The following is a 26,532-nucleotide window of genomic DNA, read 5'->3' as shown; positions in this document are numbered from 1 at the left end:
AAGGATATGAACAAGGCGATTACCGACGGGCTGGTGCTGATGCCGCCGGCATTTGAGGCGGGGCTGGCGCTGTGGTCGCGCGAAGACGGGCTGCCGGGGCAGGGATCTTATGCCGGGCAGGCGAATGCGGCCTTTGTTCCGGCGGATCAGGATTTCGGCGGCGCGCTGGAGCTGCAAAAGACCCAGACGACGCAAAAGCTGCGCTGTTTTCAGCAGATTCCGATGATGCCGGGCCTGTATCTGCGGGTGACGGCGCGGGTGAAATGCCTGTCGGGCGCGCTGCCTGCGGTTCGCATCGCAGGCTGGGCCGGGCGGTCGAACGGCACCAATGTGCCGGGGGTGGTGCAGGCCGGGCCTTCGGTGCAGTTGACGCAATATGGCCAGGTGGTCGAGGTGACGGCGATCATCGGTGCGGGCCTGCGCGGTGGTGTGGCGATGGCGTGGGGCGCGACGGCGGTTTATGGCCATATCGGGTTGGATCTGACCGGGCCGAATGGCGGTGTGGTGCGGATCGACGATCTGGTGATCGAAGATGTGACCGGAGTCTATCTGCGCGATATTTTTGATGCGGTGGATGTGCGCGACTTTGGGGCGCGGGGCGATGGTGTGACCGATGACACCGCCGCCTTTGATGCCGCCGATGCCGCCGCGCAGGGGCGCACGATCACGGTGCCTGCGGGCACCTATCGCATTGCGGGAAACCTGTCGATCGAGAACCCGATCCGGTTTCAGGGCACCATCGTGCAGCCCGATGCGGTGCGATTCGTGCTGATGCGCAACTATGATCTGGACAGCTATACCAGTGCCTTTGGCAGCGAATTGCTGGGGTTCAAGAAGGCCTTGCAGGCGCTGTTCTATTTCACCGACCATGTGGCGCTGGATCTGTCGGACCGCCGGGTAGATCTGACCGAGCCCCTGGATGTGGCCGCGATCTGCGGGCTGACAACCTTTGCGCAGCGCCGGTTTCTGACCAATGGGCAGTTGAATGCCGTGGCTGGCCCCGGATGGGATACGGTGGTTGTCACCTCGACCGCCAGCTATACCCCCAGCAGCCCCACGCGGTTGTCGAATGTGGTCAATGTCGCCTCGGTTCCGGTGGGGGCGCGGGTCAGCGGCACCGGGGTGGGCCGCGAGGTTTATGTGCGCGACAAGAATGTGGGGGCGGGCACGCTGACGCTGAGCCAGCCGATCTGGGGTGGCGAGGGCACACGGACGCTGACCTTTGAGCGCTATAAATATCTGCTGGATTTCTCGGGGTTCAGCGATCTGAGCCGGTTTGAAGTGGACCGGATGGATTTCAACTGCAACGGCCAGTGCAGTGCGGTGATGTTGCCGCAAGTGGGGCTGACGCTGACCTTTTCTGATTGCGTGTTCAATGCGCCCAAGAACCGGGCCATCACCTCGATCGGATCGGGCTGTCAGGGGCTGATCGTGGATGCCTGCCAGTTCTGGTCGAACGAGCAGGCCATGGTGGCGCAGAACCGGGTGTCGATTGGTCTGAACATCAATGCCAATGATGCCAAGATCCGCGACAATCGGGTGGTGCGGTTTGCGCATTTCATGGTGGCCAATGGGGGCGGGCACCTGATCTTTGGCAACCATGTGTTTCAGGGCGACAATGCCGCCCAAGGGGTGCGGCGGGCCGGGTTTGTGATCACCCAGACCACGCCACGCCTGACCTTTAGCGGCAATTATGTCGATAATTGCTGGCTGGAATGGTCGAATGAGCATGACGCCTATCCCGATTTCACCAGCGGGTTCAGCTTTGCCGGGATGTCGGTGGTGGGCAACCACTTTTTTGCCAGCGATATGGCCCCCTATTTCCGCTGGCTGGTGGTGGCGCCGAAAGGGGCGGGGCATTTCCTGTTTGGCGTCAGCATTTCGGACAACACCTTTCGCACGATCAACGGGTCGGTGGATCGGGTGGATGCGGTGGATACCACCCATGGCACGCTGGATTACGGCCGGTTCCGCAATGTGACCTTTGCCACCAACGCCTTTAACGGCGTCAGCCAGATTGCGATGAGCCCGCTGACCATTTTGCACACGCAAAACGCGGTGGCGGATACCTGGACGATTGAGGCGGGGCCGTTCATGCCCTTTGGTGCGCGGGCCCGCAACACGACGTCGCTTGTGGCAGAGGGGGCGGTGCTGAACAGCCAAGGGCAGGCGCAATATGTGATGCCCTATGTGGTCAATGAAACGGGGGCCGGGGCGACGCAGGTGCAGATCCGGTGGCCCAGTGCCGTGCGCGGCAAGATGTTGGCCACGATCCGCTGCGACAACCCGACCTGAGGCTGGTGTGGCCCCCCGGTTTTTGGGGGGCCGTCACCTTGGTTGCAGATCGGCCGGGCCCAGCCGGAAGGCCCGACCAAACCCGCCGTTCAGCACTGCCTCGGTCGGGGTGAACAGGACAAGCGCGAAATCGGCAAAGTCGATATAGAGCTTGGATTTCGGGTGGTTTTGCAGCCAGTGACTGCGCAGGCCGGGGCGGCAGGGGTCATCCGGGGTGATGAACTGGGCCGTGGCACGCAGCATCAGGCGCGGGTGGGTCAGCGGATCGCCCTTGGCGCCCGGCTCGCCCAGCAACAGCGCGCAGGCGGGGGCGGCGTGCAGGGCCGCGAAATGCGGCGCAAGCGCCGAGATCAGCGTCATCGGTTGGCCCGTGGGCGCGCGGCCAAAGGCAATGCGGCTGATGCCGGGGGTGCCGGTTTCGGGATCGGTATAGGCCAGAGCTGCATGGGGCAGGGCCATCAGATCATGCGCAAGGGCGCGGGCCGCCGCATCAGCGGGGGCGACGGGATCGGGGCGGGTGCTCATCAGCCGGTGTTTCCTGTGTTGACAGCGGGCGGGTCAGAGGCGTCTTCTGGACTGAGACATGGTTATGGCCCCGGAATGACCGATACAAGCGCCCGCCCGCCCGAGTTCTTGCCCAAACTGTTCACGGTTTTGCGCGAAGGTTATGGCTGGGATGATCTGCGGGCCGATGTCCTGGCGGGCCTGACGGTGGCGATTGTGGCGCTGCCCCTGTCGATGGCGATTGCCATTGCCAGCGGGGTTGGGCCTGAACGCGGGCTTTACACCACCATCATCGGCGGGTTTCTGGTTTCGGCCCTTGGCGGCAGCCGGTTTCAGATCGGGGGGCCGGCGGGGGCGTTCATCGTGCTGGTCGCTTCGTGCGTGATGGCGACGGGCGTCGAGGGGTTGATCCTGGCCACGTTCTTGTCGGGTTTCATGCTGATTGCGGTGGGGGTGCTGCGATTGGGCACCTATATCAAATTCATTCCCTATCCGGTGACAGTGGGCTTTACCGCAGGCATTGCGGTGATCATTTTTACCAGCCAGATCAAGGATCTGTTTGGCCTGACGCTGTCAGGGCCAGAGCCGGGTGAGATTGTTGCCAAAGTTGAGGCGCTGTGGTCGGTGCGGGGCACGGTCACCTGGGCCGCACTGGCGGTGGCCCTGGCCACGATTGCGCTGGTGGTGGGCGTCAAGCGGCTGCGGCCGGGTTGGCCCAATATGCTGATCGCGGTTGTGGTCGTCTCTGGGCTTGTTGTCGGGTTGGGCCTGCCGGTTGCGACGATTGGCACCAAGTTTGGCGCGCTGCCGCGCCTGCCGCCCGCGCCGGCCTTGCCGGTTCTGACGGCCGAGGCGATTTGGGCGGCTTTGCCCTTTGCGGTCAGTTTCACGCTGCTGGGGGCGATTGAATCGCTGTTGTCGGCCGTGGTGGCCGATGGGATGAGCGGGCGGCAGCATCGCAGCAATGCCGAACTTGTCGCGCAAGGGGCGGCCAATATCGGATCGGCGCTGTTTGGCGGGTTTTGTGTGACCGGCACCATTGCGCGCACGGCGACGAATGTGCGGGCGGGCAGCCGGGGGCCGGTATCGGGGATGCTGCATGCGCTGTTCGTGCTGGGGTTCATGCTGCTGGCCGCCCCCTTGGCGGCCTATATTCCCTTGGCGGCACTTGGGGGTGTTCTGGCGGTGGTGGCCTGGAACATGGCCGAAAAGGAGGAGTTCTGGGCGCTGGTCAGGTCGTCAAAGGGCGATGCGATGGTGGTTTTGGTCACCTTTTTGCTGGTGGTCTTCCGTGACCTGACCGAAGGCATCATCGTGGGCTTTGCCCTTGGTGGTTTGGTGTTCATCCGGCGCATGTCTGATGCGGCCCAGGTAGAGCCGGGCGAGGCAGATGCCTTTCCGCCCGACGTGGCGGCGGATCAGAACCGGGTGACCTATCGGTTGCGGGGGCCTTACTTTTTCGGGGCGGCGGCGCGGTTGGGGTCGGTGCTGGACCGGATCGCCGATCATCCGCGCGCCTTTGTTGTCGATTTCTCGGATGTGCCGTTCATCGATTCCACCGGGGCGCGGTCGTTTGAACTGTTGGCCCATAAGGTGGCGCGCAAGGGCGGGCAGCTTTACCTGATGGGTGTGCGCCCCGACGTGCGCCAAAGCCTGCTGGCACAGGGGGCGACAGAGCCGCTGGTGCGCTTTGTTTCTGATGCCCGGGCGGTCGATTCTGCCGAGGCGTTGCGTTAGCGCAACCGTGATTCGGTTTGTGATCGCCGCAAATCGCCCCCACCCCAAGGATAGCGCGCATTGTGCAAGTGGCGACGTTGCGGCATGCGACGCCGCGCTTTGACCGCTTGGTCAGGATTGGCGGTTCGTTCACTGTTCTGTGATGGGCAGAGCGTTGAAAAACCTTGTCAAAATTTGGGCAGCGCAAAAGAGATTTACAAATTGACACTGTAAAAGTCAATGAATTTACAGAAAAAATGAATATCTAAAAGGGGTTATCATATGATTGACGAAAGGTTACACTGATCACGGGATAGAGCTCTTTGCGGGCGGTTTCGCGGCAAAGATGGGATGTGGGCATTGGCCTGCCCACCATGAAGGAGGAAAGCATGTCGGATCAAGGTGCAGCGCAGGGGACATATTCTGCCCCGGATGAATTCATCGCAAATGCGCATATCAAGGCGGCCGACTATGAGGCGATGTATGCGGCCTCGGTGGCGGATCCGGCGGCGTTCTGGGCAGAGCATGGGCAGCGCATCGACTGGATCAAGCCCTACACCAAGGTGAAGGACTCGACCTTTGAATTCGGCAAGGTGTCGATCAAGTGGTTTGAGGATGGTGCGCTGAACGTCAGCGCCAATTGCATTGACCGCCACATGCTGACCCGCGCGAACCAGACGGCGATCATCTGGGAGCCCGATGATCCAAAGACCCCGGCGCAGCACATCACCTATGCCCAGCTTTTGGAGAACACCAGCCGTATGGCCAATGTGCTGAAAGCGCATGGTGTGACCAAGGGTGACCGGGTGGTGCTGTATCTGCCGATGATCCCCGAGGCCGCCTATGCAATGCTGGCCTGTGCGCGGATCGGGGCGATTCACTCGGTGGTGTTCGCGGGCTTTTCGCCCGATGCCCTGGCAAACCGGATCAATGACTCGGAAGCCAAAGTTGTGATCACGGCCGATTATGCGCCGCGTGGGGGCCGCAAGACGGCGCTGAAGTCGAACACCGACAAGGCGCTGTTTGATTGCTCGGAAAAGGTGAAATGCCTTGTCGTCAAGCATACCGGCGATCAGATCACCTGGGTTCAGGGCCGCGACATTGATCTGAAGGCCGAAATGGCCGAAGCCAAGCCCTATTGCCCCTATGTTGAAGTGGGCGCCGAAGACCCGCTGTTCATCCTGTATACGTCGGGTTCGACCGGGCGTCCGAAAGGGGTTGTGCACACGTCGGGTGGTTATCTGGTCTATGCCTCGATGACGCACCAATACACCTTTGACTATCAAGATGGCGATGTCTTCTGGTGCACCGCCGATGTGGGTTGGGTGACCGGGCACAGCTATATCCTCTATGGGCCGCTGGCCAATGGCGCGACCACCATCATGTTCGAAGGTGTGCCGACCTATCCCGATGCCGGACGGTTCTGGGAAGTCTGCGCCAAGCACAAGGTCAACCAGTTCTACACCGCGCCGACCGCGATCCGGTCGCTGATGGGGCTGGGGACCGAGTGGGTGGAAAAGCACGACCTGTCGTCGCTGAAACTGCTGGGTTCGGTGGGCGAGCCGATCAACCCCGAGGCCTGGAACTGGTATAACACCCATGTTGGTAAGGGCCGTTGCCCGATTGTCGATACGTTCTGGCAGACCGAAACCGGTGGTCACCTGATCACCCCGCTGCCCGGCGCCATTCCGCAAAAGCCCGGCTCGGCCACCAAGCCATTCTTTGGCGTGCAGCCCATCATTCTGGACCCGGCCAATGCCGAGGTGCAGGCCGAAACCAAGGCTGATGGCGTTTTGTGCATCAAGGATTCCTGGCCGGGCATGATGCGGACCCTGTGGGGCGATCATGAGCGGTTCGAAGAAGCCTATTTCGGCCAGTATCGCGGCTATTACTTTACCGGTGACGGCTGCCGTCGCGATGAAGATGGCTATTACTGGATCACGGGCCGCGTTGATGACGTGATCAACGTCTCGGGCCACCGGATGGGCACGGCCGAGGTGGAAAGCGCGTTGGTGGCGCATGAAAAGGTGGCCGAGGCCGCTGTGGTTGGCTATCCGCATGACATCAAGGGGCAGGGCATTTATGCCTATGTCACGCTGATGAACGGCGTAGAGCCCACGCCAGAACTGCGCAAGGAGCTGGAGGCGTGGGTGCGGACCGAGATTGGCCCGATTGCCAAGCCCGATCTGATCCAATGGGCACCCGGCCTGCCCAAAACCCGTTCGGGCAAGATCATGCGCCGCATTCTGCGCAAGATTGCCGAGAATGATTTTGGCAGCCTTGGCGATACCTCGACACTGGCAGACCCATCGGTGGTCGATCAGTTGATCGAAAACCGGATGAACCGGGGCTAAGCGGGTGGTTGATGTGATGACAAAACCCGCCGTTCTGATCTTGCTAGGCCCCCCGGGGGCCGGCAAGGGCACCCAAGCCCGGATGCTGGAGGAAGATTTCGGTCTGGTTCAGCTTTCAACTGGTGATTTGTTGCGCGCAGCCGTGGCCGCAGGCACAGATGCCGGTCAGCGCGCCAAAGCGGTGATGGAGGCGGGCCAGCTGGTGTCGGATGAGATCGTTCTGGCGATCTTGAAGGACCGGATGGCCCAGCCCGATGTGGCCAAGGGCATCATCCTTGACGGCTTTCCCCGCACGGCAGGTCAGGCCGAGGCGCTGGATGGCTTGTTGCACGCGGCAGGCCAAAAGGTGACTGCGGCGATCAGCCTGGATGTCGATGACGAGGCGATGGTGGGCCGGGTTTCGGGCCGCTACACCTGCGGCACCTGTGGCGAAGGCTATCATGACGAATTCAAGAAACCCGCTGTGGCGGGAACTTGTGACAAATGCGGCGGCACAGCGTTCAAGCGCCGGGCCGACGACAATGCCGAAACTGTGCGCGAAAGGCTGAAGGCCTATCACGCGCAGACGGCGCCGCTGATTGCCTATTACGAGGGCAAGGGCGTGCTGCAACGGATTGATGCGATGGGTGCCATCGCCGATATCCGCGGCGCGCTTGGGGCCATCGTCAAGGGCGTGGCGGCATAGGGGAGGCTTGCGCCCCCACAGAGGGGGCGTGGGTGTGGAGAGAAAAACTCAGGGAGTAGCACTATGGCGGACAAGTCTTCGACAAACGCCTACTGGGCAGCCAACATCCGGATCATCACCATCTCGCTGGTGATCTGGTTTGTCTGTTCTTACGGCTTTGGCATCCTTCTGCGTCCGATGCTGGCAGGCATTGGGGTTGGTGGCACCGACCTCGGCTTCTGGTTCGCGCAGCAAGGGTCGATCATCGTCTTCATCGTTCTGATTTTTGCCTATGCATGGCGGATGAACAAACTCGACGCCGAATACGGCGTGGAAGAATAAGGAAGGCGAGGGATAATGGATCAGTTTACACTTAACCTTATCGTTGTTGGCGCGACCTTCGCGCTCTACATCGGTATCGCCATCTGGGCCCGTGCGGGTTCGACGGCGGAATTCTATGCCGCGGGCCAGGGTGTTCACCCGGTGATGAACGGCATGGCAACCGGCGCCGACTGGATGTCTGCGGCCTCGTTCATCTCGATGGCTGGTATCATCGCCTTTGGCGGCTATGACACCTCGGCCTATCTGATGGGCTGGACGGGCGGCTATGTGCTGCTTGCCATGCTGTTGGCCCCCTATCTGCGCAAGTTCGGCAAGTTCACCGTGCCGGAATTCATCGGTGACCGTTTCTACAGCCAAGGTGCCCGCACCGTGGCCGTGATCTGCCTGATCATCGCTTCGGTGACCTATGTGATCGGCCAGATGACCGGCGTTGGCGTGGCATTCGCCCGCTTCCTTGAGGTGGAAACCTCGACCGGTCTGTATATCGGTGCAGCCATCGTGTTCGCCTATGCCGTTCTTGGCGGCATGAAGGGCATCACCTATACGCAGGTGGCGCAGTATATCGTTCTGATCATCGCCTACACCATTCCGGCGATCTTCATCTCGCTGCAACTGACCGGCAACCCGATCCCGGCCCTTGGCCTGTTTGCGGATGCCAAATCCTCGGGCCAGCCGCTGCTGACCACGCTGGAAGGTCTTGTGACTGATCTTGGGTTCAAATCCTACCTGACCCAGTCGGACACCACGCTGAACATGTTCCTGTTCACCGTGTCGCTGATGATCGGCACCGCCGGTCTGCCGCACGTTATCGTGCGCTTCTTTACCGTTCCCACGGTGAAAGACGCCCGTTCGTCGGCTGGCTGGGCACTGGTGTTCATCGCGCTGCTGTATCTGACGGCCCCGGCCGTGGCTGCCATGGCGCGTCTGAACCTGATCAACACCTTCTACCCGAATGGTGTTGCCGAAGCCCCGGTTTCGATTGCTGACATCGACAGCAAGGAAGAGCTGCAGTGGGTGCGCAACTGGGCCAAGACCGGCCTGCTGGCGTTCGAAGACAAGAACGGCGACGGCGCGATCACCTATAACGGTGACAAGGACGCAAACGAACTGACCGTGAACAACGACATCATGGTTCTGGCCAACCCCGAAATCGCCAACCTGCCGGGTTGGGTGATTGCCCTTGTGGCAGCGGGTGGTCTGGCGGCTGCTTTGTCCACGGCTGCGGGCCTGCTGATGGCGATTTCGTCGGCTGTGTCGCATGACCTGATCAAGGGCCAGCTTAACCCTGGCATCTCGGAAAAGGGCGAACTGCTGGCGGCGCGGATTTCGATGGGTGTGGCCATTGCGGTTGCCACCTATCTGGGTCTGAACCCGCCCGGCTTTGCGGCGCAGACGGTGGCCTTGGCCTTCGGTCTGGCAGCATCGTCGATCTTCCCGGCGCTGATGATGGGCATCTTCTCAAAGCGCATCAACAACGCAGGCGCCGTGGCAGGGATGCTGGCCGGTCTGATCGTGACCATCATCTACATCTTCCTGCACAAGGGCTGGTTCTTCGTGGCAGACACGGCATCGTTCTCGGACGCTGACCCGCTGCTGCTGTCGATCAAATCGACCTCGTTCGGTGCGGTTGGTGCCTTGGTGAACTTCGCTGTGGCCTATGTCGTCTCGTCGATGACCAAAGAGCCGCCGGAAGAGATCCAAGAGCTGGTTGAATCGATCCGTATCCCCCGTGGTTCGGGCTCGGCTCAGGCTCACTAACACCTTTGACGCGTCCCCGGTTGTCCGGGGGCGCGTTTCCTTTTGAATGTGGATCAAGGCTATGAACCCTTCGCTTGAACCCGTCATCGCCTTTCTGCAAACCGTTCATCCCTATGATACTCTGCCGCAGGACGAACTGGCGCGGGTCGCCGGTTCCTTCAGCCGCAGGGAATACCAGTCGGGCGAAGAGGTCTATCACGCGGGCGAACCGCTGAAGGGCCTGTATCTGATCAAGCGCGGCTCGGTCGAGGTGATGGAGCCTTCGGGGCAGGTGATCTCGCTTTTGGGGCCGCGCAACAGCTTTGGCGAGCGTGGTCTGGCGCGTGATGGTCTGGCGGTGACGACGGCGCGGGTGACCGAGGATTCCGTTCTGCTGATGCTGCCCGTGGCGGAATACCGGCACCTTGTCTCGACCCTGCCAGCGTTCGAGCGGTTTTTCAGCCGGGGCCGGGGCACCGAGAACAAGACCGGTGATCTGACGGTGCAAAAGGTCAGCGACCTTATGGCCTCGCGCAAGCCGATTGCTGTGGCCGCCGGGGACAGCATTCGCGTCGCGGCGCAAAAGATGCGCGATGCGCGGGTGTCATCCTTGGGTGTGCTAGAGGGCGAGCGGTTCGTGGGCATCGTCACGACGCGCGATATGACCAACAAGGTGCTGGCCGGCGGGCTGGACCCTGCCGGGCCGGTGTCTGAGATCATGACCCCAGATCCGATCAGCCTTTCACCTGAATCGCTTGGATCAGACATTCTGCACATCATGCTAGAGCGGCGCATCGGCCATTTGCCGGTGGTCGAGGCGGGCCGTCTGGTTGGCATGGTGACGCAGACCGACCTGACCCGGTTTCAGGCTGTCAGTTCGGCGCAACTGGTGCGCGATGCGTCGATGGCCGACAGTGTGGCCGATCTGGCGGCTGTCACCGCGCGGATTCCAAAGCTGCTGGTGCAACTGGTGGGCGGCAACAACGCGCATGAGGTGGTCACGCGGCTGATCACGGATATTGCCGACACCGTCACCCGGCGGCTGCTGGCAATGGCCGAGGCGCAGCTTGGCCCCGCGCCTGTGCCCTATCTTTGGCTGGCCTGCGGCAGTCAGGGGCGGCAGGAGCAGACCGGTGTCAGCGATCAGGACAACTGCCTGATGCTGGATGACGCGGTGACCGAGGCCGACATGGCCTATTTCCATGCGCTTGCGAAAATCGTTTGCGACGGGCTGGACGCCTGCGGCTATGTCTATTGTCCGGGCGACATGATGGCGACCAACCCGCGGTGGTGCCAGCCTGTGCGGGTGTGGCATGACTATTTCCGCGGCTGGATCGCCAAGCCTGACCCGATGGCACAGATGCTGGCCAGCGTGATGTTTGACCTGCGCCCGATTGGCGGGCAGGCCAGCCTGTTCAAGACCTTGCAGCACGAAACGCTGGATATGGCGGCGCGCAATTCGATTTTCGTGGCGCATATGGTGGCCAACAGCCTGAAGCACACGCCGCCGCTTGGCCTTTTGCGCGGCTTTGCCACCATCCGCTCGGGCGAGCACAAGAACCACATCGACATGAAGCATAACGGTGTGGTGCCGATTGTTGATCTGGGGCGCGTTTACGCATTGGTGGGCCAGCTAGAGCCTGCCAACACACGGGCGCGGCTGCTGGCGGCAGAAAATGCCGGGGTCATCAGCCAATCGGGCGCGCGTGATCTGATCGAGGCCTATGACCTGATCGCCGAAACCCGTCTGGAAAATCAGGCGCGGCTGGTGCGCTCGGGGCGCAAGCCCGACAATTTCCTTGCACCATCCGATCTCTCGGATTTTGAGCGCAGCCATCTGCGCGATGCCTTTGTGGTGGTGCGGACGATGCAATCTGCCGTGGGTCAGGCCCGCGGCGCCAAAGGATAAGGAGGGGCTATGGCCCTTGAACTGATCGCTGCCATCGTGGCTGCCATTGCAATGGCGGGTATTGCCATGGGGTTGCGCAAGATATCGGGCCAACGGCTGCCCAGCTGGATCGTGCCGGTTTTTGCCGGGGCGGGGCTTTTGGCCTTTGCCGTCTGGTCGGAATATGACTGGTTCAACCGCGTCAGCACCGGCCTGCCCGAAGGTGTGGTCGTCGCCTGGAAGGCGGATGAGCCAACGCCGCTGCGGCCCTGGACCTTTGCCTTTCCGTTCACCACCCGCTTTGCGGCGGTGGATACACGCGCCATCGTGGCGCATCCGCAGGCGGCGGATCTGGTCATGGCCAAGGTCTATTCCTTTGCCCGCTGGCAACCGGTGCGCGACGGTCTGATCGTCTTTGATTGCGCAGGCCAGCGGCAGGTGCCCGTCGTTGAAGGCATGGAAATCACAGCAGAAGGTGACTTGCAGGGGGCTGACTGGATCACAGTGCCTGCTGACGATGGCTATCAATCCATCGTTTGCGGCAAAAGCTGAAGGGGGGAAGACATGGCCGAGGTGGCACGCAAGCGGCGCGTCCTTGTGGTCGAGGACGAAGACAATATCGCCATCGCGCTGGATTATCTGATGACGCGCGAAGGCTATGACCATGACCGCATCGCCAATGGCGCCGAGGCCATGGATCGCATCCGCACCACCCACCCGGACCTTGTGTTGCTGGATGTGATGCTGCCCGAGGTCTCGGGCTATGAAATCTGTCAGGGCGTGCGGCTGGACCCTGATCTTGCCGATGTGAAGATCCTGATGATGACAGCGCGCGGCTCGGCCATCGAGCGGCGCAAGGGGCTGGCGCTTGGGGCCGACGGCTTCATCTCAAAGCCGTTCGAATTGCAGGAATTGCGCCAAGAGGTGCGCCGTCTGTTGGGCGCCGCATCGTAAAAAGGGGGAGGACAGCCCATGCTGAACCGGCTGTCGCTGCGCGTTCGGATCTTTCTGTTCTTTGCGGCCCTTGCCGTGGGGGCGCTGATTGCGCTTGGGGTGGGGCTGACGTTGGGCTATCGCCGCCTTGGCAGCCCCGAGACGCTGGATGCCTTTGTGCAAGGGGGCGTGGTTGCGGCCTTTGCCATCGTGGGGCTGGTGGCTTGGGTCTGGTATCTGTTCGATGTGAACGTGGCCAAGCCGATCGACATTCTGGCAGGTGCCTTGCGCGCGCGCGCCCATGCCGATGTGACGGGCGAAATGAACGCAGCCATTGCGCGCTATCTGGGGGATCTTGCGCCTGCGGCCACGGCGGCTGCGGCGTCATTGTCTGAAACCCGCAATGCCCTGGCCGAGGCAGTGGCGCGCGAAACAACGCGCCTGACCGACGAAAAAGCCCGGCTCGAGGCGCTGCTGTCAGATGTGCCGGTGGGGGTGCTGCTGTGTTCGGGCGATCATGCCCTGGCGTTCTATAATGGGCAGGCCGTTGACCTGATCGGTGCAGGATCTGCGGCACCCGGGCTTGATCGGCAGGTGTTTGACTATCTGCGGCAGGGGCCGATCCAATTGGCGCATGAACGGTTGATGGCCACGGGCGATCCCGATGCGGCATCGGATCTGTTGTGCACCACCGTCAACGGGGCGCGGGTGATGGCGGCGCGGATGCGTCTGATGGGGGGCGATAACGGTGCCATTCCCGGCTATGTGCTGACGCTGCGCGATGTGACGGCTGACATGGCATCGCAGGCGCGGCGCGAGGCGCTGTTGGCCGAAGTGTTCGACCGCGTGCGCCGCCCGGCCGCCAATCTGGCGACGTTGATAGAGGTGATTCCAGAGGGCAGTGCCGCACCGGGCCGGCTGGATACGGCCTTGCGCGAAGAGGTGTTGCAGCTGGCGCAGGCAGTTACCGAATTGTCGCGCCGCCATGACGAAAGCCGCGATGATGGCTGGCCGCTGACCATGACCCGCGATTTCGACCTGCTCGAGGGCCTGCGCGCCCGGATCGAGGCGGATGGCCTTGGCGTCACCACCACTGCCGCCGATCTGTTGCTGCGCTGCAATGGCTTTGAAATCATTGCCCTGATCTCGGGTCTGGCCGAAGAGATGGGCAAGCAGGGTTTGGCGCGCGACTTTGATTTGCAGGTGCAAGAGGATGGCACGGGCGGGCTGATCCGGCTGATCTGGGCAGGGGCCTCGCTGCCCATGGCATTGCTGGACCAATGGCTGGAACGGCCGCTGGAACCTGGCCTGTCGGATGTGGCGCGCCGATCGGTTCTGGCGATGCATGCCACCGAAATCTGGCCCGAAACGTTGCCTGATGGCCGTTACTGCCTGTGCCTGCCCATTCCGCAGGCGCGCCGTGTGGTGCGTCGCCCGGCACCGATTGCCCGGGCCGTGGTCTATGATTTTGATCTGCTTTCCAAGGCGCGCAACGCCAAGGTGCAGGACGCCCGGCTGGATGATCTGACCTATGTGGTGTTCGACACCGAAACGACGGGCCTGCTGCCCGCGCAGGGGGATGAGATCGTGCAGATTGCCGCGGTGCGAATCGTGAATGGCCGCCGCGTTGATGGCGAGGTGTTTGACACGCTGGTGAACCCACGCCGCCCGATTCCCCTGTCATCAACCGAGGTGCATGGAATCACCGAAGCCATGGTGCAGGATGCGCCATTTGTCGAAGAGGTGGCCGCGCGGTTTCACAAATTTGCCGAAGGCGCGGTGCTGATTGCCCATAACGCCCCCTTTGACATGGAATTCCTGCGCCGGCTGGAACCCAAGCTGGGCCTGCGTTTCGATCATCCGGTGCTGGATACGGTGCTGCTGTCGGCGGTGGTCTATGGCCAGCATGAGGTGCATTCGCTGGACGCGCTGACGCATCGTCTGGGCATCACCATTCCCGAGGAAGCGCGGCACACCGCCATTGGCGACACTGTGGCCACGGCGGATGCTTTTCTAAAGCTGATGCCGATGCTGGCAGGGCTGGGATTGCAGACCTTTGGCGAGGTTGTGGGCGAAGTGCGCCGCCATGGCCGCCTGCTGAAAGACCTGAACTGACCGCCGCAACGCAACTGCCAAGCCATTGGCCCAAAAACACAAAAGCCGCCCGAAGGCGGCTTTGTGTTAGTTTGGTGGAGCCAGGGAGGATCGAACTCCCGACCTCTTGAATGCCATTCAAGCGCTCTCCCATCTGAGCTATGACCCCACCGGGTATCGTTACGTTTCCGTTTCGATGGGCGGTGTTTAGGCGAGGGCGCGGGGGGGTGCAAGAGGAAATTTGCACCTTTTTTCACGCCGTCGCCAGTTTTTCAGTTATCTTCTTCGTCGCCTGCAACGTCGGCCAGATCGTCCAGCGAAACGTTGTCGTCGCTGTCGTCTTCCAACAGATCATCGTCCAGATCCGAATCATCGGTTGCCGTTTCCAGCAGATCGTCATCGGTATCCAGATCATCGACCAGGGTTTCTTCTTCCTTGTCGGGCTTGGGCCGGCTGACGACGGCAGACGCAAGTTTGCGCCGTGCAGATTCGATATCGACAACTTCCCCGGTATAGGGGCTGATGATCGGGCTGCGGTTCAGGTCGTAAAAGCGTTTCCCGGTGGTCGGGCAAAGGCGCTTTGTACCCCATTCTTCCTTGGGCATTGTGGTTCCCTTAAGGCTATGGATATGCAGAGTCGGCGTCGCTTGCCACAGCGCCGCGCGGGTGTCAAAGGCTTTTGCGCCCATTGCGGCCATTGTCAACCTCGCTATTCTGCTTTTGCAGTTCAAAGGCCATATATGCCCCTTCTTCCCGGTTCCCCCCCCGTCGAGATCACCTTGCGCCGCTCGGCGCAGACCCGGCGATTCTCGTTGCGGATCTCGCGGCTTGATGGGCGGGTGACGTTGTCGATGCCGCTGCGCGCGCGGGAATCAGAGGCCCTGCGCTTTGCCCAACAGCAAGAGGGCTGGATTCGCCAAACCTTGGCCGAGATGCCGGGCCAGCAGCAGGTGGGCCTTGGTGATCAGATCCCGGTTGAGGGGCGGCTGTGCAGGCTGATGGCGGGGCAGGGGCGGTCTGTGCGGTGCGAGGGGGATGCCCTGCTGGTGCCCGGCGATCCGCAGCAGGCGGGCACGCGGGTCGGCGCCTTTCTCAAGGTGTTGGCGCGTGATCGTCTGGCCGCGGCCTGTGACCGCCATGCCGCCCGACTGGGGCAACGCTATACCCGGCTGACCTTGCGGGACACACGGTCCCGCTGGGGGTCTTGCGCGCATGACGGGGCGTTGATGTTTTCATGGCGCCTGATCATGGCGCCGCCGCCGGTGCTGGATTACGTCGCCGCGCATGAGGTGGCCCATCTGATCGAAATGAACCACTCCCCCGCTTATTGGGCGGTGGTCGAACGTGTCTTTCCGGGCTGGCAGGTGCAGCGCAACTGGCTGCACAACCACGGGCAGGCGCTGCATGGCTATCGTTTTGGGCCCGTGCCTGCTGCAAAGGATTGACCGCGCCGCGAATGTGGTGCTTGCCTGTGTGCCATGCCGATCACGCCCCGCCTGACAGATCCGAATGCCGCCGCCCATGAACGGCTTTACCGCAGCCTGCGCCAGCAAGTGATGCATGGCGAGGTGGCCCCCGGCCAGCCGATGACGTTGCGCGGGCTGGCCAAGGAGTACGGCGTGTCGATGACCCCGGCCCGAGAGGCGATCCGGCGCCTTGTGGCCGAGGGGGCGCTGACGATTTCGTCTTCGGGCCGTGTCTCGACGCCCGAACTCAGCCCCGAACGGATTGAAGAACTGGCCTCGATCCGCGCTTTGCTTGAGCCGGAAATGGCCGCCCGCGCCTTGCCGCGCGCCCATTTTGCGCTGATCGAACGTCTGGCCGCGATCAACACCCTGAATGCCGAGGCCGTGATGCGCCAGGATGCCGTGGCCTACGTGCGCACGAATCTTGAGTTTCATCGCACCCTGTATCTGCGCGCCCAGGCCCCCGCGATGCTGGCGATGTGCGAAACCGTCTGGCTGCAACTGGGGCCAACGATGCGGGCCTTGTATTCGCGCCTGCGCCGCAAAGAGCCGCCCCAATATCACCGCATGATTCTTGCCGCCCTGAAGGCCGGCGATGAACCGGGGCTGCGGCTGGCGGTCAGGACAGATGTGACCCAAGGCTTGCGGCATTTGGCAGGTTGATCGCTTTGCGGTGACAATGCCGAATGAATTGCGGTATTGTCCCCAAGAAAGAAACAGTCGAGCCTGTATGACCGCCTATCGCAATGCCTTTAGCCTGCCCGGAGACAGGGTCAATCGGCGCGTCACGCGCTTTGGTCTTTATGGGGCGGATGGCGTATTGCTGCCCCATGCACAGATCGAAACCACGCCCTGGCAGGCGCAGCCTGCGCCAAAGGCCGGGCCTGCGCATGACAGCTCGCGCCTGTTTGGCCCTGCGCTGTTTGCCGGGCCTGTGGATAAACAGTTTGGCTTTATCCTGTTGAACGCGCTTGGCCGCCTGCCCGCGCTTGCAGGCCTTCCGCCACACACCACGTTGGTCTATGCCGCCAAACCGACGGCGCGGGTGCCCGATTACGCGATCTTGCCGCCCATCTTGCGCAGCCTTGGGGTGCATAACCCGGTGCTGGTGACAGAAAATCCCCTGCATTTTCAAGAGCTTTACACCGCACCCGATTTGTTTGGGGAAAGCCTGGGGGGCACGGGGAAGCCGGCCTTTTACGATTGGATCGACAGTCGCTGGCCCGCGCCGCATCCGCCTGATCCGGAACAGCGGCTGTATGTCACCCGCAGCGGCCTTGGCCCGAAAGCGGGCCGTTTTGCCTGCGAAGATCATCTAGAGCGGCTGTTGCAGGCCGAAGGCTATCAGATTTTCGCGCCCGAGGCGCATCCGATAGAGGCGCAGGTGCGGGCCTTTCAGGCGGCTGGAAAGCTGATCTTTGCCGAAAGCTCGGCGCTGCATCTGTTTGCGCTGCTGCGCAAGCCCGGGCAGATCTCGGCGGTGATTCAGCGCCGGCCCACGCTGCCTGCAATCATGCAGGCGCAGATGGTGGATCGTCAGGGCCAGCCGACGGTGGCGATCAACGCCATTACCGAGTTGTGGTGGCCCCCACAGCGCGGCGACCATTTGGGCCTGTCCGTTCTTGATTTTGCGCAGCTGCGGGTGGCCTTGCAGGCTGCGGGGCTGATCACGGGGCAGGGCTGGTCTGCGCCCGACGGGGCGGCTGTTGCGGCCTCGCTGCGGGCGGGGTTAGAGCCGGGACAAGATGTGATGACAACAGAGCACCGCGCAGAATGGCTGCGGGCCAAGCGTGAAAAGAAGGGGTAAACTGATGTTCAAGGAAGCCAAGGGGCTGAAATACAACCGCTTTATGGACATGCTCCATACTGAGTGCCTGTTCAATTGGTATATGGAGATCGGCTGCCGCACGGGGCGGACCTTCGCGCCTGTGCGGGGCAAGACGATTGCGGTTGATCCGTTCTTTCGGGCGGAAAGCAACATCATCGGCGTGAAGCCTGCGTTGCATGTGTTTCAGCAAACCAGCGATGATTTCTTTGCCGGTGGCTTTCTCAAGGCGATGAAGGTGAAGCTGTCGTTCAGCTTTCTGGATGGGATGCATCTGTTCGAATATTTGCTGCGTGACTTTATCGCCACCGAAAAAGCCAGCGATTCCAGAGGCGTAATTGCCCTGCACGATTGCTGCCCCTTTAGCCATGAGATGACGACGCGCGATCTGGAAAACCTGCCGCGTCACGCCTGGACGGGCGATGTGTGGAAGTTGATTCCGATTCTGGCCGAACATCGCCCCGACCTGAAAGTGACCGTGCTGGACGCCAGCCCAACGGGATTGGTGCTGGTGTCGGGGCTGAACCCGAAATCGACGGTGCTGGAGCGCAAATATCGTGATATTGTAAAGGCTTATACGGATGTCAGCCTGGAAGATTTCGGGGTTGAGGCATTCAATCAGCTGTTTGATTACGAAGAGACAGCGGCCTTTGCCGAGGCAGGATATCCGTTGTTTTCCAAGGTCTTGCTGAACCCCGATCAGGCCCTGAAGCCGGAACGGATCACACCATAGAAAAAGGGGGCCTCACGGCCCCCTTTGTTGATCAGGCGTGGATCGCGCCATCCCCGCAGGCAAGGGCAGCTTCGCGCACGGCCTCGCTATAGGTGGGGTGGGCGTGGCACGTCAGAGCAAGATCTTGGGCAGAGGCGCCAAATTCCATGGCGACGCACACCTCGTGGATCAGATCGCCGGCCATGGGGCCGATGATATGGGCACCAAGAATACGATCGGTTTCCTTGTCAGCCAGAATCTTCACGAAACCATCGGCCTGGAACACGGCCTTGGCGCGGCCGTTGCCCATGAAGCTGAACTTGCCAACCTTATACGCACGGCCCTGGTCTTTCAGTTGCTCTTCCGTGGCGCCAACGCTGGCCACCTCGGGGGTGGTGTATACCACGCCGGGAATTACCCCATAGTTAACATGCCCATGCTTACCGGCCAGAATTTCGGCCATGGCCATGCCTTCGTCTTCGGCCTTATGCGCCAGCATCGGCCCGACAATCGCATCACCAATGGCATACAAGCCCTTGATATTGGTCTGGAAATGGTCGTCGGTCTTGATCTGGCCACGGGGCAGCATCTCGGTGCCCAAAGCCTCCAGCCCCAGACCTTGGGTAAAGGGTTTGCGGCCCGTGGCGACCAGAACCACCTCGGCCTCCAGCACATGCTCGCTGTCGTCCTTGCGCAGTTTATAGCTGACCTTGGCGCCGGATTTGCCGGCCTCGGCCCCCTGCACGGCAGCGCCCAAGATGAATTTAAGGCCTTGTTTCGTCAGAATTTTCTGGAAGGTCTTGGCCACTTCGGCATCCATGCCGGGGGTGATCGCATCCAAGTATTCAACCACCGTCACCTGCGTGCCAAGCCGGGCATAGACCGACCCCATCTCTAGCCCGATGACGCCAGCCCCGATCACCACCATGGATTTCGGCACCTTTGGCAGGGTCAGGGCACCGGTTGAGGTGACGATCACCTGTTCGTCCACCGTTACATTCGGCAGGCTTGATGGCTCGGAACCTGTTGCAATCACGATGTTTTTTGCCGAGTGAACGTCATCGCCGACCTTGACTTTGCCCGCCTCGGGGATGCTGCCCCAGCCTTTCAGCCAAGTGACCTTGTTCTTTTTGAACAGGAACTCGATGCCCTTGGTGTTGCCGTCGATCACACCCTGTTTGTAGTCTTGCATCTTGGCCCAATCGACCTTGGGCTTGGCCCCCATCAGGCCCATTTTTTCAAAGTTTTCATGCACTTCGTGCAAATGGTGGGTGGCGTTCAGCAGCGCCTTTGACGGGATGCAGCCCACGTTCAGACAGGTGCCGCCAAGGCTGTCGCGGCCTTCGACCACTGCGGTCTTCAGGCCCAATTGCGCGCAGCGGATGGCGCAGACATAGCCGCCGGGGCCCCCGCCGATGATGATGACGTCAAACTCTGCCATGGGTCACTTCCTTTGGTTTTCGGGGCATGTCGGGTGTCACCTGCTGTGCACCCCCCGTACACCCCCTGTGCATATAAATTTCAGATCAGGGCCGCCACGATCATGGTGAGGGTGGCAAAGAAGCCCACACCCCAGATGACCGACCGCCACGGGGTCAGGCCAAGGGCATAGGCGGGAACATAAAGGAGACGGGCCGCAAGGAAAACCCAGGCGGCGGTTTGGGTGACGGCGCTGGACTGGCCGCCCAAACTGACGACGACCACGGCGAGGGTGAACAGGATCAACCCTTCGAAATGGTTGTTCATGGCGCGTTGCAGGCGCCCGGTCAGGGCCGACAGTGGCCTTTTCGGCGCCGTGTCGCGCGGGCCCGAGGTGTAGCGCGTGCCCAGTTCGATATTGGCCGGGACCGCGAACAAGATGAACTGCACCATCTGGAGCAGGCCGCAAAGGGCAAGGGCGGTGAGTTCAGGGGGCATGGTCATTTCAGAATGGAATATCATTTTGCGGTTCTGACTGGCCTCGACGATCTTCTAACTGCTTAGGTGCAATCTCAGCTTCAATTGCGAGTTGCTCCGCTTCTTCCTCTTGTTTTGCTTCGCCAATGACGGCAGCTATTGTCGTTATTGCTGCCGGAGCGTCTGCAAGGAATGCAGCGGTTCCGCCGACCGTCGCAGCAAGATAGGCAAAGATCGCCATTACCTGACCGAAATCCGTTCTATCACGATTCACCAAGGAGTGAAGCTCATCTAGCTTGGCGCAAAGCTTAACCTTCTGCTTTTCGGAAAGTTCCGAGGATGCAATCACTTGCCGAAGACGTTCAATTTGGCTGAAAATCTTTTTTTTCTTTAATTTAGGCAGAGAAACAGAGTTCTCAGCAAACGCAGTCGCACCCTTAATACTTAGTTTAGTCGCTAACGCAATTATTTCAGACCGAATATATGAGAAGTCTTCCCTGATATTACTGACATGAAATTCGGTAAATTTGCCCAATTCCAGTGCCACTGCAGCATTCACGAGTACAGTGCAATATTCAATTAAGTCATCATCGGCATAGGCGTCATCATAGCCACCAGATGTGCGTAGGCGAGTGTCCAGCAGGTCCTTCAGCCTTAGCCAACGTCTAATGGGCTCCAGTGGGAGCCCATCATAATCGCTGGTTTGAATCAAAGCCATTTGAGCCTCAAAGATCCATCAGCAGGCGGCGCGGGTCTTCCAGCGCCTCTTTGACGCGGACGAGGAAGGTTACGGCGCCTTTGCCATCGACGATGCGGTGATCGTAGGACAGCGCCAGATACATCATCGGGCGGATGACGATCTGGCCGTTCACGACCACGGGGCGATCCTGGATCTTGTGCATGCCAAGGATACCCGATTGCGGCGGGTTCAGGATCGGCGAGGACATCAGCGAGCCATAGACGCCCCCGTTCGAAATGGTGAAGCTGCCGCCCTGCATTTCGGCCATGCTGAGCTTGCCATCACGGGCGCGCAGACCCAGTTCGCCGATCTTTTTCTCGATCGCGGCAAAGCCCATCTGGTCGGCATCGCGCACCACCGGCACCACAAGGCCCGAAGGCGTGCCAACGGCCACACCCATATGGACATAGTGCTTGTAGATGATGTCGCCGCCGTCAATCTCGGCATTGACCTCGGGCACTTCTTTCAGCGCGTGGCAGCAGGCTTTGACGAAGAAGGACATGAAGCCCAGCTTGACGCCGTGCTTTTTCTCGAACTGGTCTTTGTATTCGTTGCGCAGGGCCATGATGCCCGACATGTCCACCTCGTTATAGGTGGTCAGCATCGCGGCGGTGTTCTGGGCATCTTTCAGGCGGCGGGCGATGGTGGCGCGCAGGCGGGTCATCTTGACGCGCTCTTCCCGGCTGGAATCGTCGGCCGAGACGGGGCCGCGCGGCACGGCGGCCGGGGCGGGGGCGGCCGACGGGGCGGGGCTGGCGACGGCGCGGGCCACGTCTTCCTTCATGATGCGGCCATCGCGGCCCGTGCCCTGCACCTGATCGGGGGAAAGCCCGGCCTCGGCCATGGCTTTCTTGGCCGAAGGTGCATCTTCCACGGCCTTGGCCGGGGCGGCTGCGGCGGCGGGGGCGGCCGTGGGCTTGGCGTCGGCCTTGGGGGCCTCGGCGGCACCAGCAGCACCTTCGGTGATGATGCCAAGACGGGCACTGGCGGCAACGGTTTCGCCTTCGGCTGCGATGATTTCAGCCAGCACGCCCGCAACCGGGGCCGGAACCTCGACCGACACCTTGTCGGTTTCCAGTTCGCACAGCATTTCGTCCTGCTTTACGAAATCGCCCACCTTTTTGAACCAGGTGGAAACGGTGGCTTCGCTGACGGATTCGCCAAGGGCGGGCACCATTACATCGGTCATTTTATCGTCCTCCACGCCGTGTGCGGCGTTCTGTCAATCTGGGTCGGGCGGGGCCTTTGGCGGCCCCGCGGCAAGGGATCAAAGCGTCAGGGCCTCGGAGACCAGAGCTTCTTGTTCGGCCTTGTGCTTGGAGGCAAGGCCAGTGGCGGGCGAGGCCGAGGCGGCGCGGCCGACATAGCGGGCGCGGCCATGTTTGGCCCCGATCTTGGACAGCACCCATTCGATGTTCGGCTCGACAAAGGTCCAGTAGCCCTGGTTCTTCGGCTCTTCCTGGCACCAGATGATCTCGGCCCCCTTGAAGCGTTCCAGTTCCTTGGACAGGGCCTGCACCGGGAAGGGGTAGAACTGTTCCAGACGCAGCAGATAGATGTCATCGGCCCCGCGCTTGTCGCGTTCGGCCAAGAGATCGTAATAGACCTTGCCCGAGCACATGACGACGCGCTTGATCTTGTCATCGGCCTGCAGCTTCAGCTCGGAATGGCCCTTTTGCGCATCATCCCACAGCACGCGGTGGAATTGGCTGCCGGTGGTGAAATCCTCGGCATCGCTGATGCACATCGGGTGGCGCAACAGGGACTTCGGGGTCATCAGGATCAGCGGCTTGCGGAAGCTGCGGTGCAGCTGGCGGCGCAGGATGTGGAAATAGTTGGCCGGGGTCGAGCAATTGGCCACGATCCAGTTGTCATTGGCCGACATCTGCAAGAACCGCTCGGGCCGGGCCGAGGAGTGCTCGGGCCCCTGACCTTCGTAGCCATGCGGCAAGAGGCAGACGAGGCCCGACATGCGCAGCCATTTGCTTTCGCCCGAGTTCACGAACTGGTCGAACATGATCTGCGCGCCATTGGCGAAATCGCCAAACTGCGCTTCCCACATCACCAAAGCATTGGGTTCTGACAGCGAATAGCCGTATTCAAAGCCCAGCACCGCATATTCCGACAGCATGCTGTCGATCACCTCATACCGTGCCTGGCCGGCGCGGATGTGGTTCAGCGGGTAATAGCGTTCTTCGCTGCTTTGGTCGATCAGGCCCGAGTGACGCTGACTGAACGTGCCGCGGGTGCAATCCTGGCCAGACAGGCGAACGGGGAAGCCTTCGGTCAAAAGCGAACCAAAAGCCAAGGCTTCGGCGGTTGCCCAGTCGAATCCCTTGCCAGTTTCGAACATTTTGGCCTTGTTTTCCAACAAGCGGCCCACGGTCTTGTGCAGGTCGAAATTCTCGGGCGCGCGGGTCAGGGCGCTGCCCACCTCGGCCAGGGTTTCGGGTTTGATCGCGGTCTCGCCGGGTTGATATTCCTCACGCTCGCGGCCCAGGCCCGACCAGCGGCCATCCAGCCAGTCGGCTTTGTTCGGCTTGAAGCTTTTGCCGGCTTCAAAATCCTCATTCAGGCGCGATTGGAAGGCGGCCTTCATATCCTCGATTTCACCTTCGGGGATCAGGCCGTCTTTGACCAGACGTTCGGTGTAAAGTTGCAGAGTCGTCTTGTGCTTTTTGATGTTGGTATACATCACCGGGTTGGTGAACATCGGCTCGTCGCCTTCGTTGTGACCAAAGCGGCGATAGCAGAAGATGTCGATCACGGCATCCTTGTGGAACTTCTGGCGGAATTCGATCGCCACCTTGGCGGCATGCACCACGGCCTCGGGGTCGTCGCCGTTGACGTGGAAGATCGGCGCTTCGACCATCAGGGCGATGTCGGTGGGATAGGGCGACGAGCGGCTGAAATGCGGCGCGGTGGTAAAGCCGATCTGGTTGTTGACCACGATGTGAATCGTGCCCCCCGTGCGGTGGCCTTTCAGCCCCGACAGGCCAAAGCATTCGGCCACGACGCCCTGACCGGCAAAGGCCGCGTCGCCGTGCAGCAGGATCGGCAGAACCGCGGTGCGCGCGCTGTCGCCATATTGATCTTGCTTGGCGCGGACCTTGCCCAGCACGACGGGGTTCACCGCCTCAAGGTGGCTGGGGTTGGCGGTTAGCGACAGGTGCACCTTGTTGCCATCGAATTCACGATCGGACGAGGCGCCAAGGTGGTATTTCACATCGCCCGACCCGTCCACATCCTCGGGCTTATAGCTGCCGCCCTGGAATTCGTGGAAAATGGCGCGGTAGGGCTTGGACATCACATTGGCCAGGATGTTCAGGCGGCCGCGGTGCGGCATGCCGATCACCACCTCTTTCAGGCCCAGTTGCCCGCCGCGCTTGATGATCTGCTCCATCGCGGGGATCAGGGCCTCGCCCCCATCAAGGCCAAAGCGCTTGGTGCCCATGTATTTGACATGGAGGAACTTTTCAAAGCCTTCGGCTTCGACCAGCTTGTTCAGAATGGCCTTGCGGCCTTCGCGGGTGAACTGGATTTCCTTGCCATAACCCTCGATCCGCTCTTTCAGCCAGCTGGCCTCTTCGGGGTTCGAGATATGCATGTATTGCAGCGCAAAGGTGCCGCAATAGGTGCGCTTCACGATATCCATGATCTGGCGCATCGAGGCGATTTGCAGGCCCAACACGTTGTCGATGAAGATCGGGCGATCCATATCGGCGTCGGAAAAGCCGTAGGACTTGGGGTCAAGCTCTGGGTGCGGGGTCTGGTCACGCATGCCCAGCGGATCGATATCGGCGATCAGGTGGCCGCGAATCCGGTAGGCGCGGATGATCATCAGGGCGCGGATCGAGTCGAGCACGGCGCGCTGAACCTGGGTGTCAGACAGCGACACACCGGCCTCGGCGGCCTTGGCGGCGATCTTTTGCCCGGCGGCCTTGGCCTCTTTCACCGGGGCGGCGGGCCATTCGCCGGTCAGCGCGGCCGTCAGATCATCGACCGGCTGCGGCGGCCAGTCGGCGCGCGCCCAGCTGGGGCCTTCGGCGGCGCGTTTGGCCGTGACTTCGCTTTCACCAAGCGACCGAAAGAAGTCGGCCCATGCCGCATCGACCGACGCGGGGTCGGCGGCATAGCGGGCCTGCAACTGGTCGATATAGTCGGCATTGGCCCCGTCAAGAAAGGAGCCTGCGCGGAATTGGCTGTTTGGGGATTGCTCGGTCATTTTGGCACCTCTCCTCGGGTGGCGCTTATTCAGCTTCGGGCGGAAAGGGTGTCACCTTTCCGCCCGACGTTCAGTTCATCCAGGCCGCGACCGCACTGGTCAGGGGCTGGTTCGGTTGCGCCCGGTCCAGCGTGAAGGGCACGCTGAGGGCCAAGGCAAGGATCAGGCCGAAGAACGAGGCCAAACCCAAGACGCTGCGCTTGTCGATGACCTCTTCTTTCATGCCAACCCCCTGTTACTTGCCGATGGCTTTCATCACGGCCTCGCCCAATGTGGCGGGGCTGTCGGCGACCACGATCCCGGCCGATTTCATCGCCTCGATCTTGGATTCGGCATCCCCCTTGCCACCTGCCACGATGGCGCCGGCATGGCCCATGCGGCGGCCGGGAGGGGCGGTGCGACCAGCGATAAAGCCGGCGCAGGGCTTCCAGCGGCCTTTTTTCTTTTGCTCGGCCAGGAAGGCTGCGGCTTCTTCTTCGGCGCTGCCACCGATTTCACCGATCATGATCATCGCCGTCGTTTCCGGGTCGTCGAGGAACATGTTCAGCACGTCGATATGTTCGGTGCCCTTGATCGGGTCGCCACCGATGCCAACCGCGGTGGACTGGCCCAGACCCAGATCGGTGGTCTGCTTGACCGCCTCATAGGTCAGGGTGCCCGAGCGCGACACGACGCCAACGCTGCCGCGACGGTGGATGTGGCCCGGCATGATGCCGATCTTGCAGGCGTCGGGCGTGATGACGCCGGGGCAGTTCGGCCCGATCAGGCGCGATTTCGACCCTTCGAGGGCGCGCTTGACGCGCATCATGTCCAGCACCGGGATGCCTTCGGTGATGCAGACGATCAGTTCCATCTCGGCGTCAATCGCCTCAAGGATCGAGTCGGCGGCAAAGGGCGGCGGAACGTAGATCACGCTGGCATTGGCCTCGGTCACGGCCTTTGCCTCATGCACCGAGTTGAACACGGGCAGGTTCAGGTGGCTGGTGCCGCCTTTGCCCGGGGTGACGCCGCCGACCATCTTGGTGCCATAGGCAATGGCCTGTTCCGAGTGGAAAGTGCCCTGGCTGCCGGTAAAGCCCTGGCAGATCACTTTGGTGTTTTCGTTTACGAGTACGGCCATCGGGGCCTCCTGAAGATAAAAC

At 61.5% G+C, this 26,532-nt stretch carries 22 protein-coding genes, 1 tRNA gene and 1 pseudogene; 14 read left to right on the top strand and 10 right to left on the bottom strand.

From position 1 onward, the window contains the following. Positions 1-6 precede the first annotated feature (6 nt). Positions 7-2,295, top strand: a complete 2,289-nt coding sequence (locus V3C85_RS06720) for a glycosyl hydrolase family 28-related protein (RefSeq protein WP_331794322.1) — start codon at positions 7-9, stop codon at positions 2,293-2,295. Positions 2,296-2,328: 33 nt separating this feature from the next. Here the strand turns inward: V3C85_RS06720 and V3C85_RS06715 are convergent, their stop codons facing one another. Then, positions 2,329-2,820, bottom strand: a complete 492-nt coding sequence (locus V3C85_RS06715) for a pyridoxamine 5-phosphate oxidase (protein WP_331794321.1) — start codon at positions 2,818-2,820, stop codon at positions 2,329-2,331. A 75-nt stretch (positions 2,821-2,895) separates the two neighbouring features. Between V3C85_RS06715 and V3C85_RS06710 the strand changes: the two genes are divergently transcribed. The 9 genes from V3C85_RS06710 (at position 2,896) to V3C85_RS06670 (ending at position 14,548) form a co-directional block, all read left to right on the top strand. After that, positions 2,896-4,536: a SulP family inorganic anion transporter gene (locus tag V3C85_RS06710; RefSeq protein WP_331794320.1), complete on the top strand. Its 1,641-nt coding sequence runs from the start codon at positions 2,896-2,898 to the stop codon at positions 4,534-4,536. Between the two features lie 368 nt (positions 4,537-4,904). After that, entirely contained in the window at positions 4,905-6,869 is a 1,965-nt protein-coding gene (gene acs / locus V3C85_RS06705; protein ID WP_331794319.1) for an acetate--CoA ligase, read from the top strand. A 16-nt stretch (positions 6,870-6,885) separates the two neighbouring features. After that, complete coding sequence (locus V3C85_RS06700) at positions 6,886-7,554, top strand: adenylate kinase (protein ID WP_331794318.1); 669 nt, start codon at positions 6,886-6,888, stop codon at positions 7,552-7,554. Positions 7,555-7,617: 63 nt separating this feature from the next. Continuing rightward, positions 7,618-7,875 (top strand): DUF4212 domain-containing protein, encoded by a 258-nt coding sequence (locus V3C85_RS06695; protein ID WP_331794317.1) that lies wholly within the window; start codon positions 7,618-7,620, stop codon positions 7,873-7,875. A 15-nt stretch (positions 7,876-7,890) separates the two neighbouring features. Continuing rightward, on the top strand, positions 7,891-9,633 hold the full coding sequence (locus V3C85_RS06690) for a sodium:solute symporter family protein (RefSeq protein ID WP_331794316.1): 1,743 nt from the start codon (positions 7,891-7,893) through the stop codon (positions 9,631-9,633). Positions 9,634-9,694: 61 nt separating this feature from the next. Then, positions 9,695-11,521, top strand: coding sequence for a DUF294 nucleotidyltransferase-like domain-containing protein (locus tag V3C85_RS06685; protein WP_331794315.1), 1,827 nt, complete (start codon positions 9,695-9,697; stop codon positions 11,519-11,521). Between the two features lie 9 nt (positions 11,522-11,530). After that, positions 11,531-12,052 (top strand): hypothetical protein, encoded by a 522-nt coding sequence (locus V3C85_RS06680; RefSeq protein WP_331794314.1) that lies wholly within the window; start codon positions 11,531-11,533, stop codon positions 12,050-12,052. Positions 12,053-12,064: 12 nt separating this feature from the next. Beyond that, positions 12,065-12,454 carry a response regulator transcription factor gene (locus V3C85_RS06675; RefSeq protein WP_331794313.1) on the top strand — a complete coding sequence of 130 codons (390 nt, stop codon included), beginning with the start codon at positions 12,065-12,067 and terminating at the stop codon, positions 12,452-12,454. Positions 12,455-12,472: 18 nt separating this feature from the next. Next, on the top strand, positions 12,473-14,548 hold the full coding sequence (locus V3C85_RS06670; protein WP_331794312.1) for an exonuclease domain-containing protein: 2,076 nt from the start codon (positions 12,473-12,475) through the stop codon (positions 14,546-14,548). 72 nt (positions 14,549-14,620) lie between these two features. On the opposite strand, the gene V3C85_RS06665 is transcribed toward V3C85_RS06670, so the two are convergent. Beyond that, positions 14,621-14,696 (bottom strand) — tRNA-Ala (locus tag V3C85_RS06665). 103 nt (positions 14,697-14,799) lie between these two features. Further along, positions 14,800-15,132 (bottom strand): TIGR02300 family protein, encoded by a 333-nt coding sequence (locus V3C85_RS06660; RefSeq protein ID WP_331794616.1) that lies wholly within the window; start codon positions 15,130-15,132, stop codon positions 14,800-14,802. A gap of 135 nt (positions 15,133-15,267) precedes the next feature. Between V3C85_RS06660 and V3C85_RS06655 the strand changes: the two genes are divergently transcribed. The 4 genes from V3C85_RS06655 to V3C85_RS06640 all read left to right on the top strand — a co-directional run bounded on the left by V3C85_RS06655 (position 15,268) and on the right by V3C85_RS06640 (position 18,551). After that, a complete protein-coding gene (locus tag V3C85_RS06655) occupies positions 15,268-15,972 on the top strand; it encodes a M48 family metallopeptidase (RefSeq protein WP_331794311.1) in 705 nt (234 codons plus the stop codon). A 33-nt stretch (positions 15,973-16,005) separates the two neighbouring features. After that, entirely contained in the window at positions 16,006-16,656 is a 651-nt protein-coding gene (locus V3C85_RS06650; protein WP_331794310.1) for a GntR family transcriptional regulator, read from the top strand. A gap of 67 nt (positions 16,657-16,723) precedes the next feature. Further along, positions 16,724-17,800: a glycosyltransferase family 61 protein gene (locus V3C85_RS06645; RefSeq protein WP_331794309.1), complete on the top strand. Its 1,077-nt coding sequence runs from the start codon at positions 16,724-16,726 to the stop codon at positions 17,798-17,800. A 4-nt stretch (positions 17,801-17,804) separates the two neighbouring features. Beyond that, on the top strand, positions 17,805-18,551 hold the full coding sequence (locus tag V3C85_RS06640; protein ID WP_331794308.1) for a hypothetical protein: 747 nt from the start codon (positions 17,805-17,807) through the stop codon (positions 18,549-18,551). Between the two features lie 31 nt (positions 18,552-18,582). Here V3C85_RS06640 and lpdA read toward each other — a convergent pair whose 3' ends face one another. The 7 genes and pseudogenes from lpdA to sucD all read right to left on the bottom strand — a co-directional run bounded on the left by lpdA (position 18,583) and on the right by sucD (position 26,510). Beyond that, positions 18,583-19,971, bottom strand: a complete 1,389-nt coding sequence (gene lpdA, locus V3C85_RS06635; protein WP_331794307.1) for a dihydrolipoyl dehydrogenase — start codon at positions 19,969-19,971, stop codon at positions 18,583-18,585. Between the two features lie 80 nt (positions 19,972-20,051). Continuing rightward, entirely contained in the window at positions 20,052-20,447 is a 396-nt protein-coding gene (locus tag V3C85_RS06630) for an MAPEG family protein (RefSeq protein WP_331794306.1), read from the bottom strand. 7 nt (positions 20,448-20,454) lie between these two features. Further along, a complete protein-coding gene (locus V3C85_RS06625) occupies positions 20,455-21,144 on the bottom strand; it encodes a hypothetical protein (RefSeq protein WP_331794305.1) in 690 nt (229 codons plus the stop codon). 7 nt (positions 21,145-21,151) lie between these two features. Next, positions 21,152-22,357, bottom strand: a pseudogene (gene odhB / locus V3C85_RS06620) (2-oxoglutarate dehydrogenase complex dihydrolipoyllysine-residue succinyltransferase); the annotation flags it as partial. Between the two features lie 75 nt (positions 22,358-22,432). Continuing rightward, the gene (locus V3C85_RS06615) at positions 22,433-25,390 is read right to left on the bottom strand and encodes a 2-oxoglutarate dehydrogenase E1 component (RefSeq protein WP_331794304.1); all 2,958 of its coding nucleotides are present in this window, start codon (positions 25,388-25,390) and stop codon (positions 22,433-22,435) included. A gap of 70 nt (positions 25,391-25,460) precedes the next feature. Next, on the bottom strand, positions 25,461-25,613 hold the full coding sequence (locus V3C85_RS06610; RefSeq protein ID WP_331794303.1) for a hypothetical protein: 153 nt from the start codon (positions 25,611-25,613) through the stop codon (positions 25,461-25,463). 12 nt (positions 25,614-25,625) lie between these two features. Then, positions 25,626-26,510, bottom strand: a complete 885-nt coding sequence (gene sucD, locus V3C85_RS06605) for a succinate--CoA ligase subunit alpha (RefSeq protein WP_331794302.1) — start codon at positions 26,508-26,510, stop codon at positions 25,626-25,628. Positions 26,511-26,532 lie beyond the last annotated feature (22 nt).

It is taken from the genome of Pseudotabrizicola sp. L79, from assembly GCF_036553525.1.
In the GTDB taxonomy this organism is placed as follows: domain Bacteria; phylum Pseudomonadota; class Alphaproteobacteria; order Rhodobacterales; family Rhodobacteraceae; genus Pseudotabrizicola.
The sequence above is the reverse complement of the archived record's forward strand: the minus strand, read 5'-3'. Positions and strand labels throughout refer to the sequence as shown.

What these genes read in the sequence shown, in the direction of transcription:
- V3C85_RS06720 (WP_331794322.1), top strand. Translation starts at nt 7, where the DNA reads ATGAACAAGGCGATTACCGACGGGCTGGTGCTGATGCCGCCGGCATTT.
- V3C85_RS06715 (WP_331794321.1), bottom strand. Translation starts at nt 2,820, where the DNA reads ATGAGCACCCGCCCCGATCCCGTCGCCCCCGCTGATGCGGCGGCCCGC.
- V3C85_RS06710 (WP_331794320.1), top strand. Translation starts at nt 2,896, where the DNA reads ATGACCGATACAAGCGCCCGCCCGCCCGAGTTCTTGCCCAAACTGTTC.
- acs (WP_331794319.1), top strand. Translation starts at nt 4,905, where the DNA reads ATGTCGGATCAAGGTGCAGCGCAGGGGACATATTCTGCCCCGGATGAA.
- V3C85_RS06700 (WP_331794318.1), top strand. Translation starts at nt 6,886, where the DNA reads ATGACAAAACCCGCCGTTCTGATCTTGCTAGGCCCCCCGGGGGCCGGC.
- V3C85_RS06695 (WP_331794317.1), top strand. Translation starts at nt 7,618, where the DNA reads ATGGCGGACAAGTCTTCGACAAACGCCTACTGGGCAGCCAACATCCGG.
- V3C85_RS06690 (WP_331794316.1), top strand. Translation starts at nt 7,891, where the DNA reads ATGGATCAGTTTACACTTAACCTTATCGTTGTTGGCGCGACCTTCGCG.
- V3C85_RS06685 (WP_331794315.1), top strand. Translation starts at nt 9,695, where the DNA reads ATGAACCCTTCGCTTGAACCCGTCATCGCCTTTCTGCAAACCGTTCAT.
- V3C85_RS06680 (WP_331794314.1), top strand. Translation starts at nt 11,531, where the DNA reads ATGGCCCTTGAACTGATCGCTGCCATCGTGGCTGCCATTGCAATGGCG.
- V3C85_RS06675 (WP_331794313.1), top strand. Translation starts at nt 12,065, where the DNA reads ATGGCCGAGGTGGCACGCAAGCGGCGCGTCCTTGTGGTCGAGGACGAA.
- V3C85_RS06670 (WP_331794312.1), top strand. Translation starts at nt 12,473, where the DNA reads ATGCTGAACCGGCTGTCGCTGCGCGTTCGGATCTTTCTGTTCTTTGCG.
- V3C85_RS06660 (WP_331794616.1), bottom strand. Translation starts at nt 15,132, where the DNA reads ATGCCCAAGGAAGAATGGGGTACAAAGCGCCTTTGCCCGACCACCGGG.
- V3C85_RS06655 (WP_331794311.1), top strand. Translation starts at nt 15,268, where the DNA reads ATGCCCCTTCTTCCCGGTTCCCCCCCCGTCGAGATCACCTTGCGCCGC.
- V3C85_RS06650 (WP_331794310.1), top strand. Translation starts at nt 16,006, where the DNA reads ATGCCGATCACGCCCCGCCTGACAGATCCGAATGCCGCCGCCCATGAA.
- V3C85_RS06645 (WP_331794309.1), top strand. Translation starts at nt 16,724, where the DNA reads ATGACCGCCTATCGCAATGCCTTTAGCCTGCCCGGAGACAGGGTCAAT.
- V3C85_RS06640 (WP_331794308.1), top strand. Translation starts at nt 17,805, where the DNA reads ATGTTCAAGGAAGCCAAGGGGCTGAAATACAACCGCTTTATGGACATG.
- lpdA (WP_331794307.1), bottom strand. Translation starts at nt 19,971, where the DNA reads ATGGCAGAGTTTGACGTCATCATCATCGGCGGGGGCCCCGGCGGCTAT.
- V3C85_RS06630 (WP_331794306.1), bottom strand. Translation starts at nt 20,447, where the DNA reads ATGCCCCCTGAACTCACCGCCCTTGCCCTTTGCGGCCTGCTCCAGATG.
- V3C85_RS06625 (WP_331794305.1), bottom strand. Translation starts at nt 21,144, where the DNA reads ATGGCTTTGATTCAAACCAGCGATTATGATGGGCTCCCACTGGAGCCC.
- V3C85_RS06615 (WP_331794304.1), bottom strand. Translation starts at nt 25,390, where the DNA reads ATGACCGAGCAATCCCCAAACAGCCAATTCCGCGCAGGCTCCTTTCTT.
- V3C85_RS06610 (WP_331794303.1), bottom strand. Translation starts at nt 25,613, where the DNA reads ATGAAAGAAGAGGTCATCGACAAGCGCAGCGTCTTGGGTTTGGCCTCG.
- sucD (WP_331794302.1), bottom strand. Translation starts at nt 26,510, where the DNA reads ATGGCCGTACTCGTAAACGAAAACACCAAAGTGATCTGCCAGGGCTTT.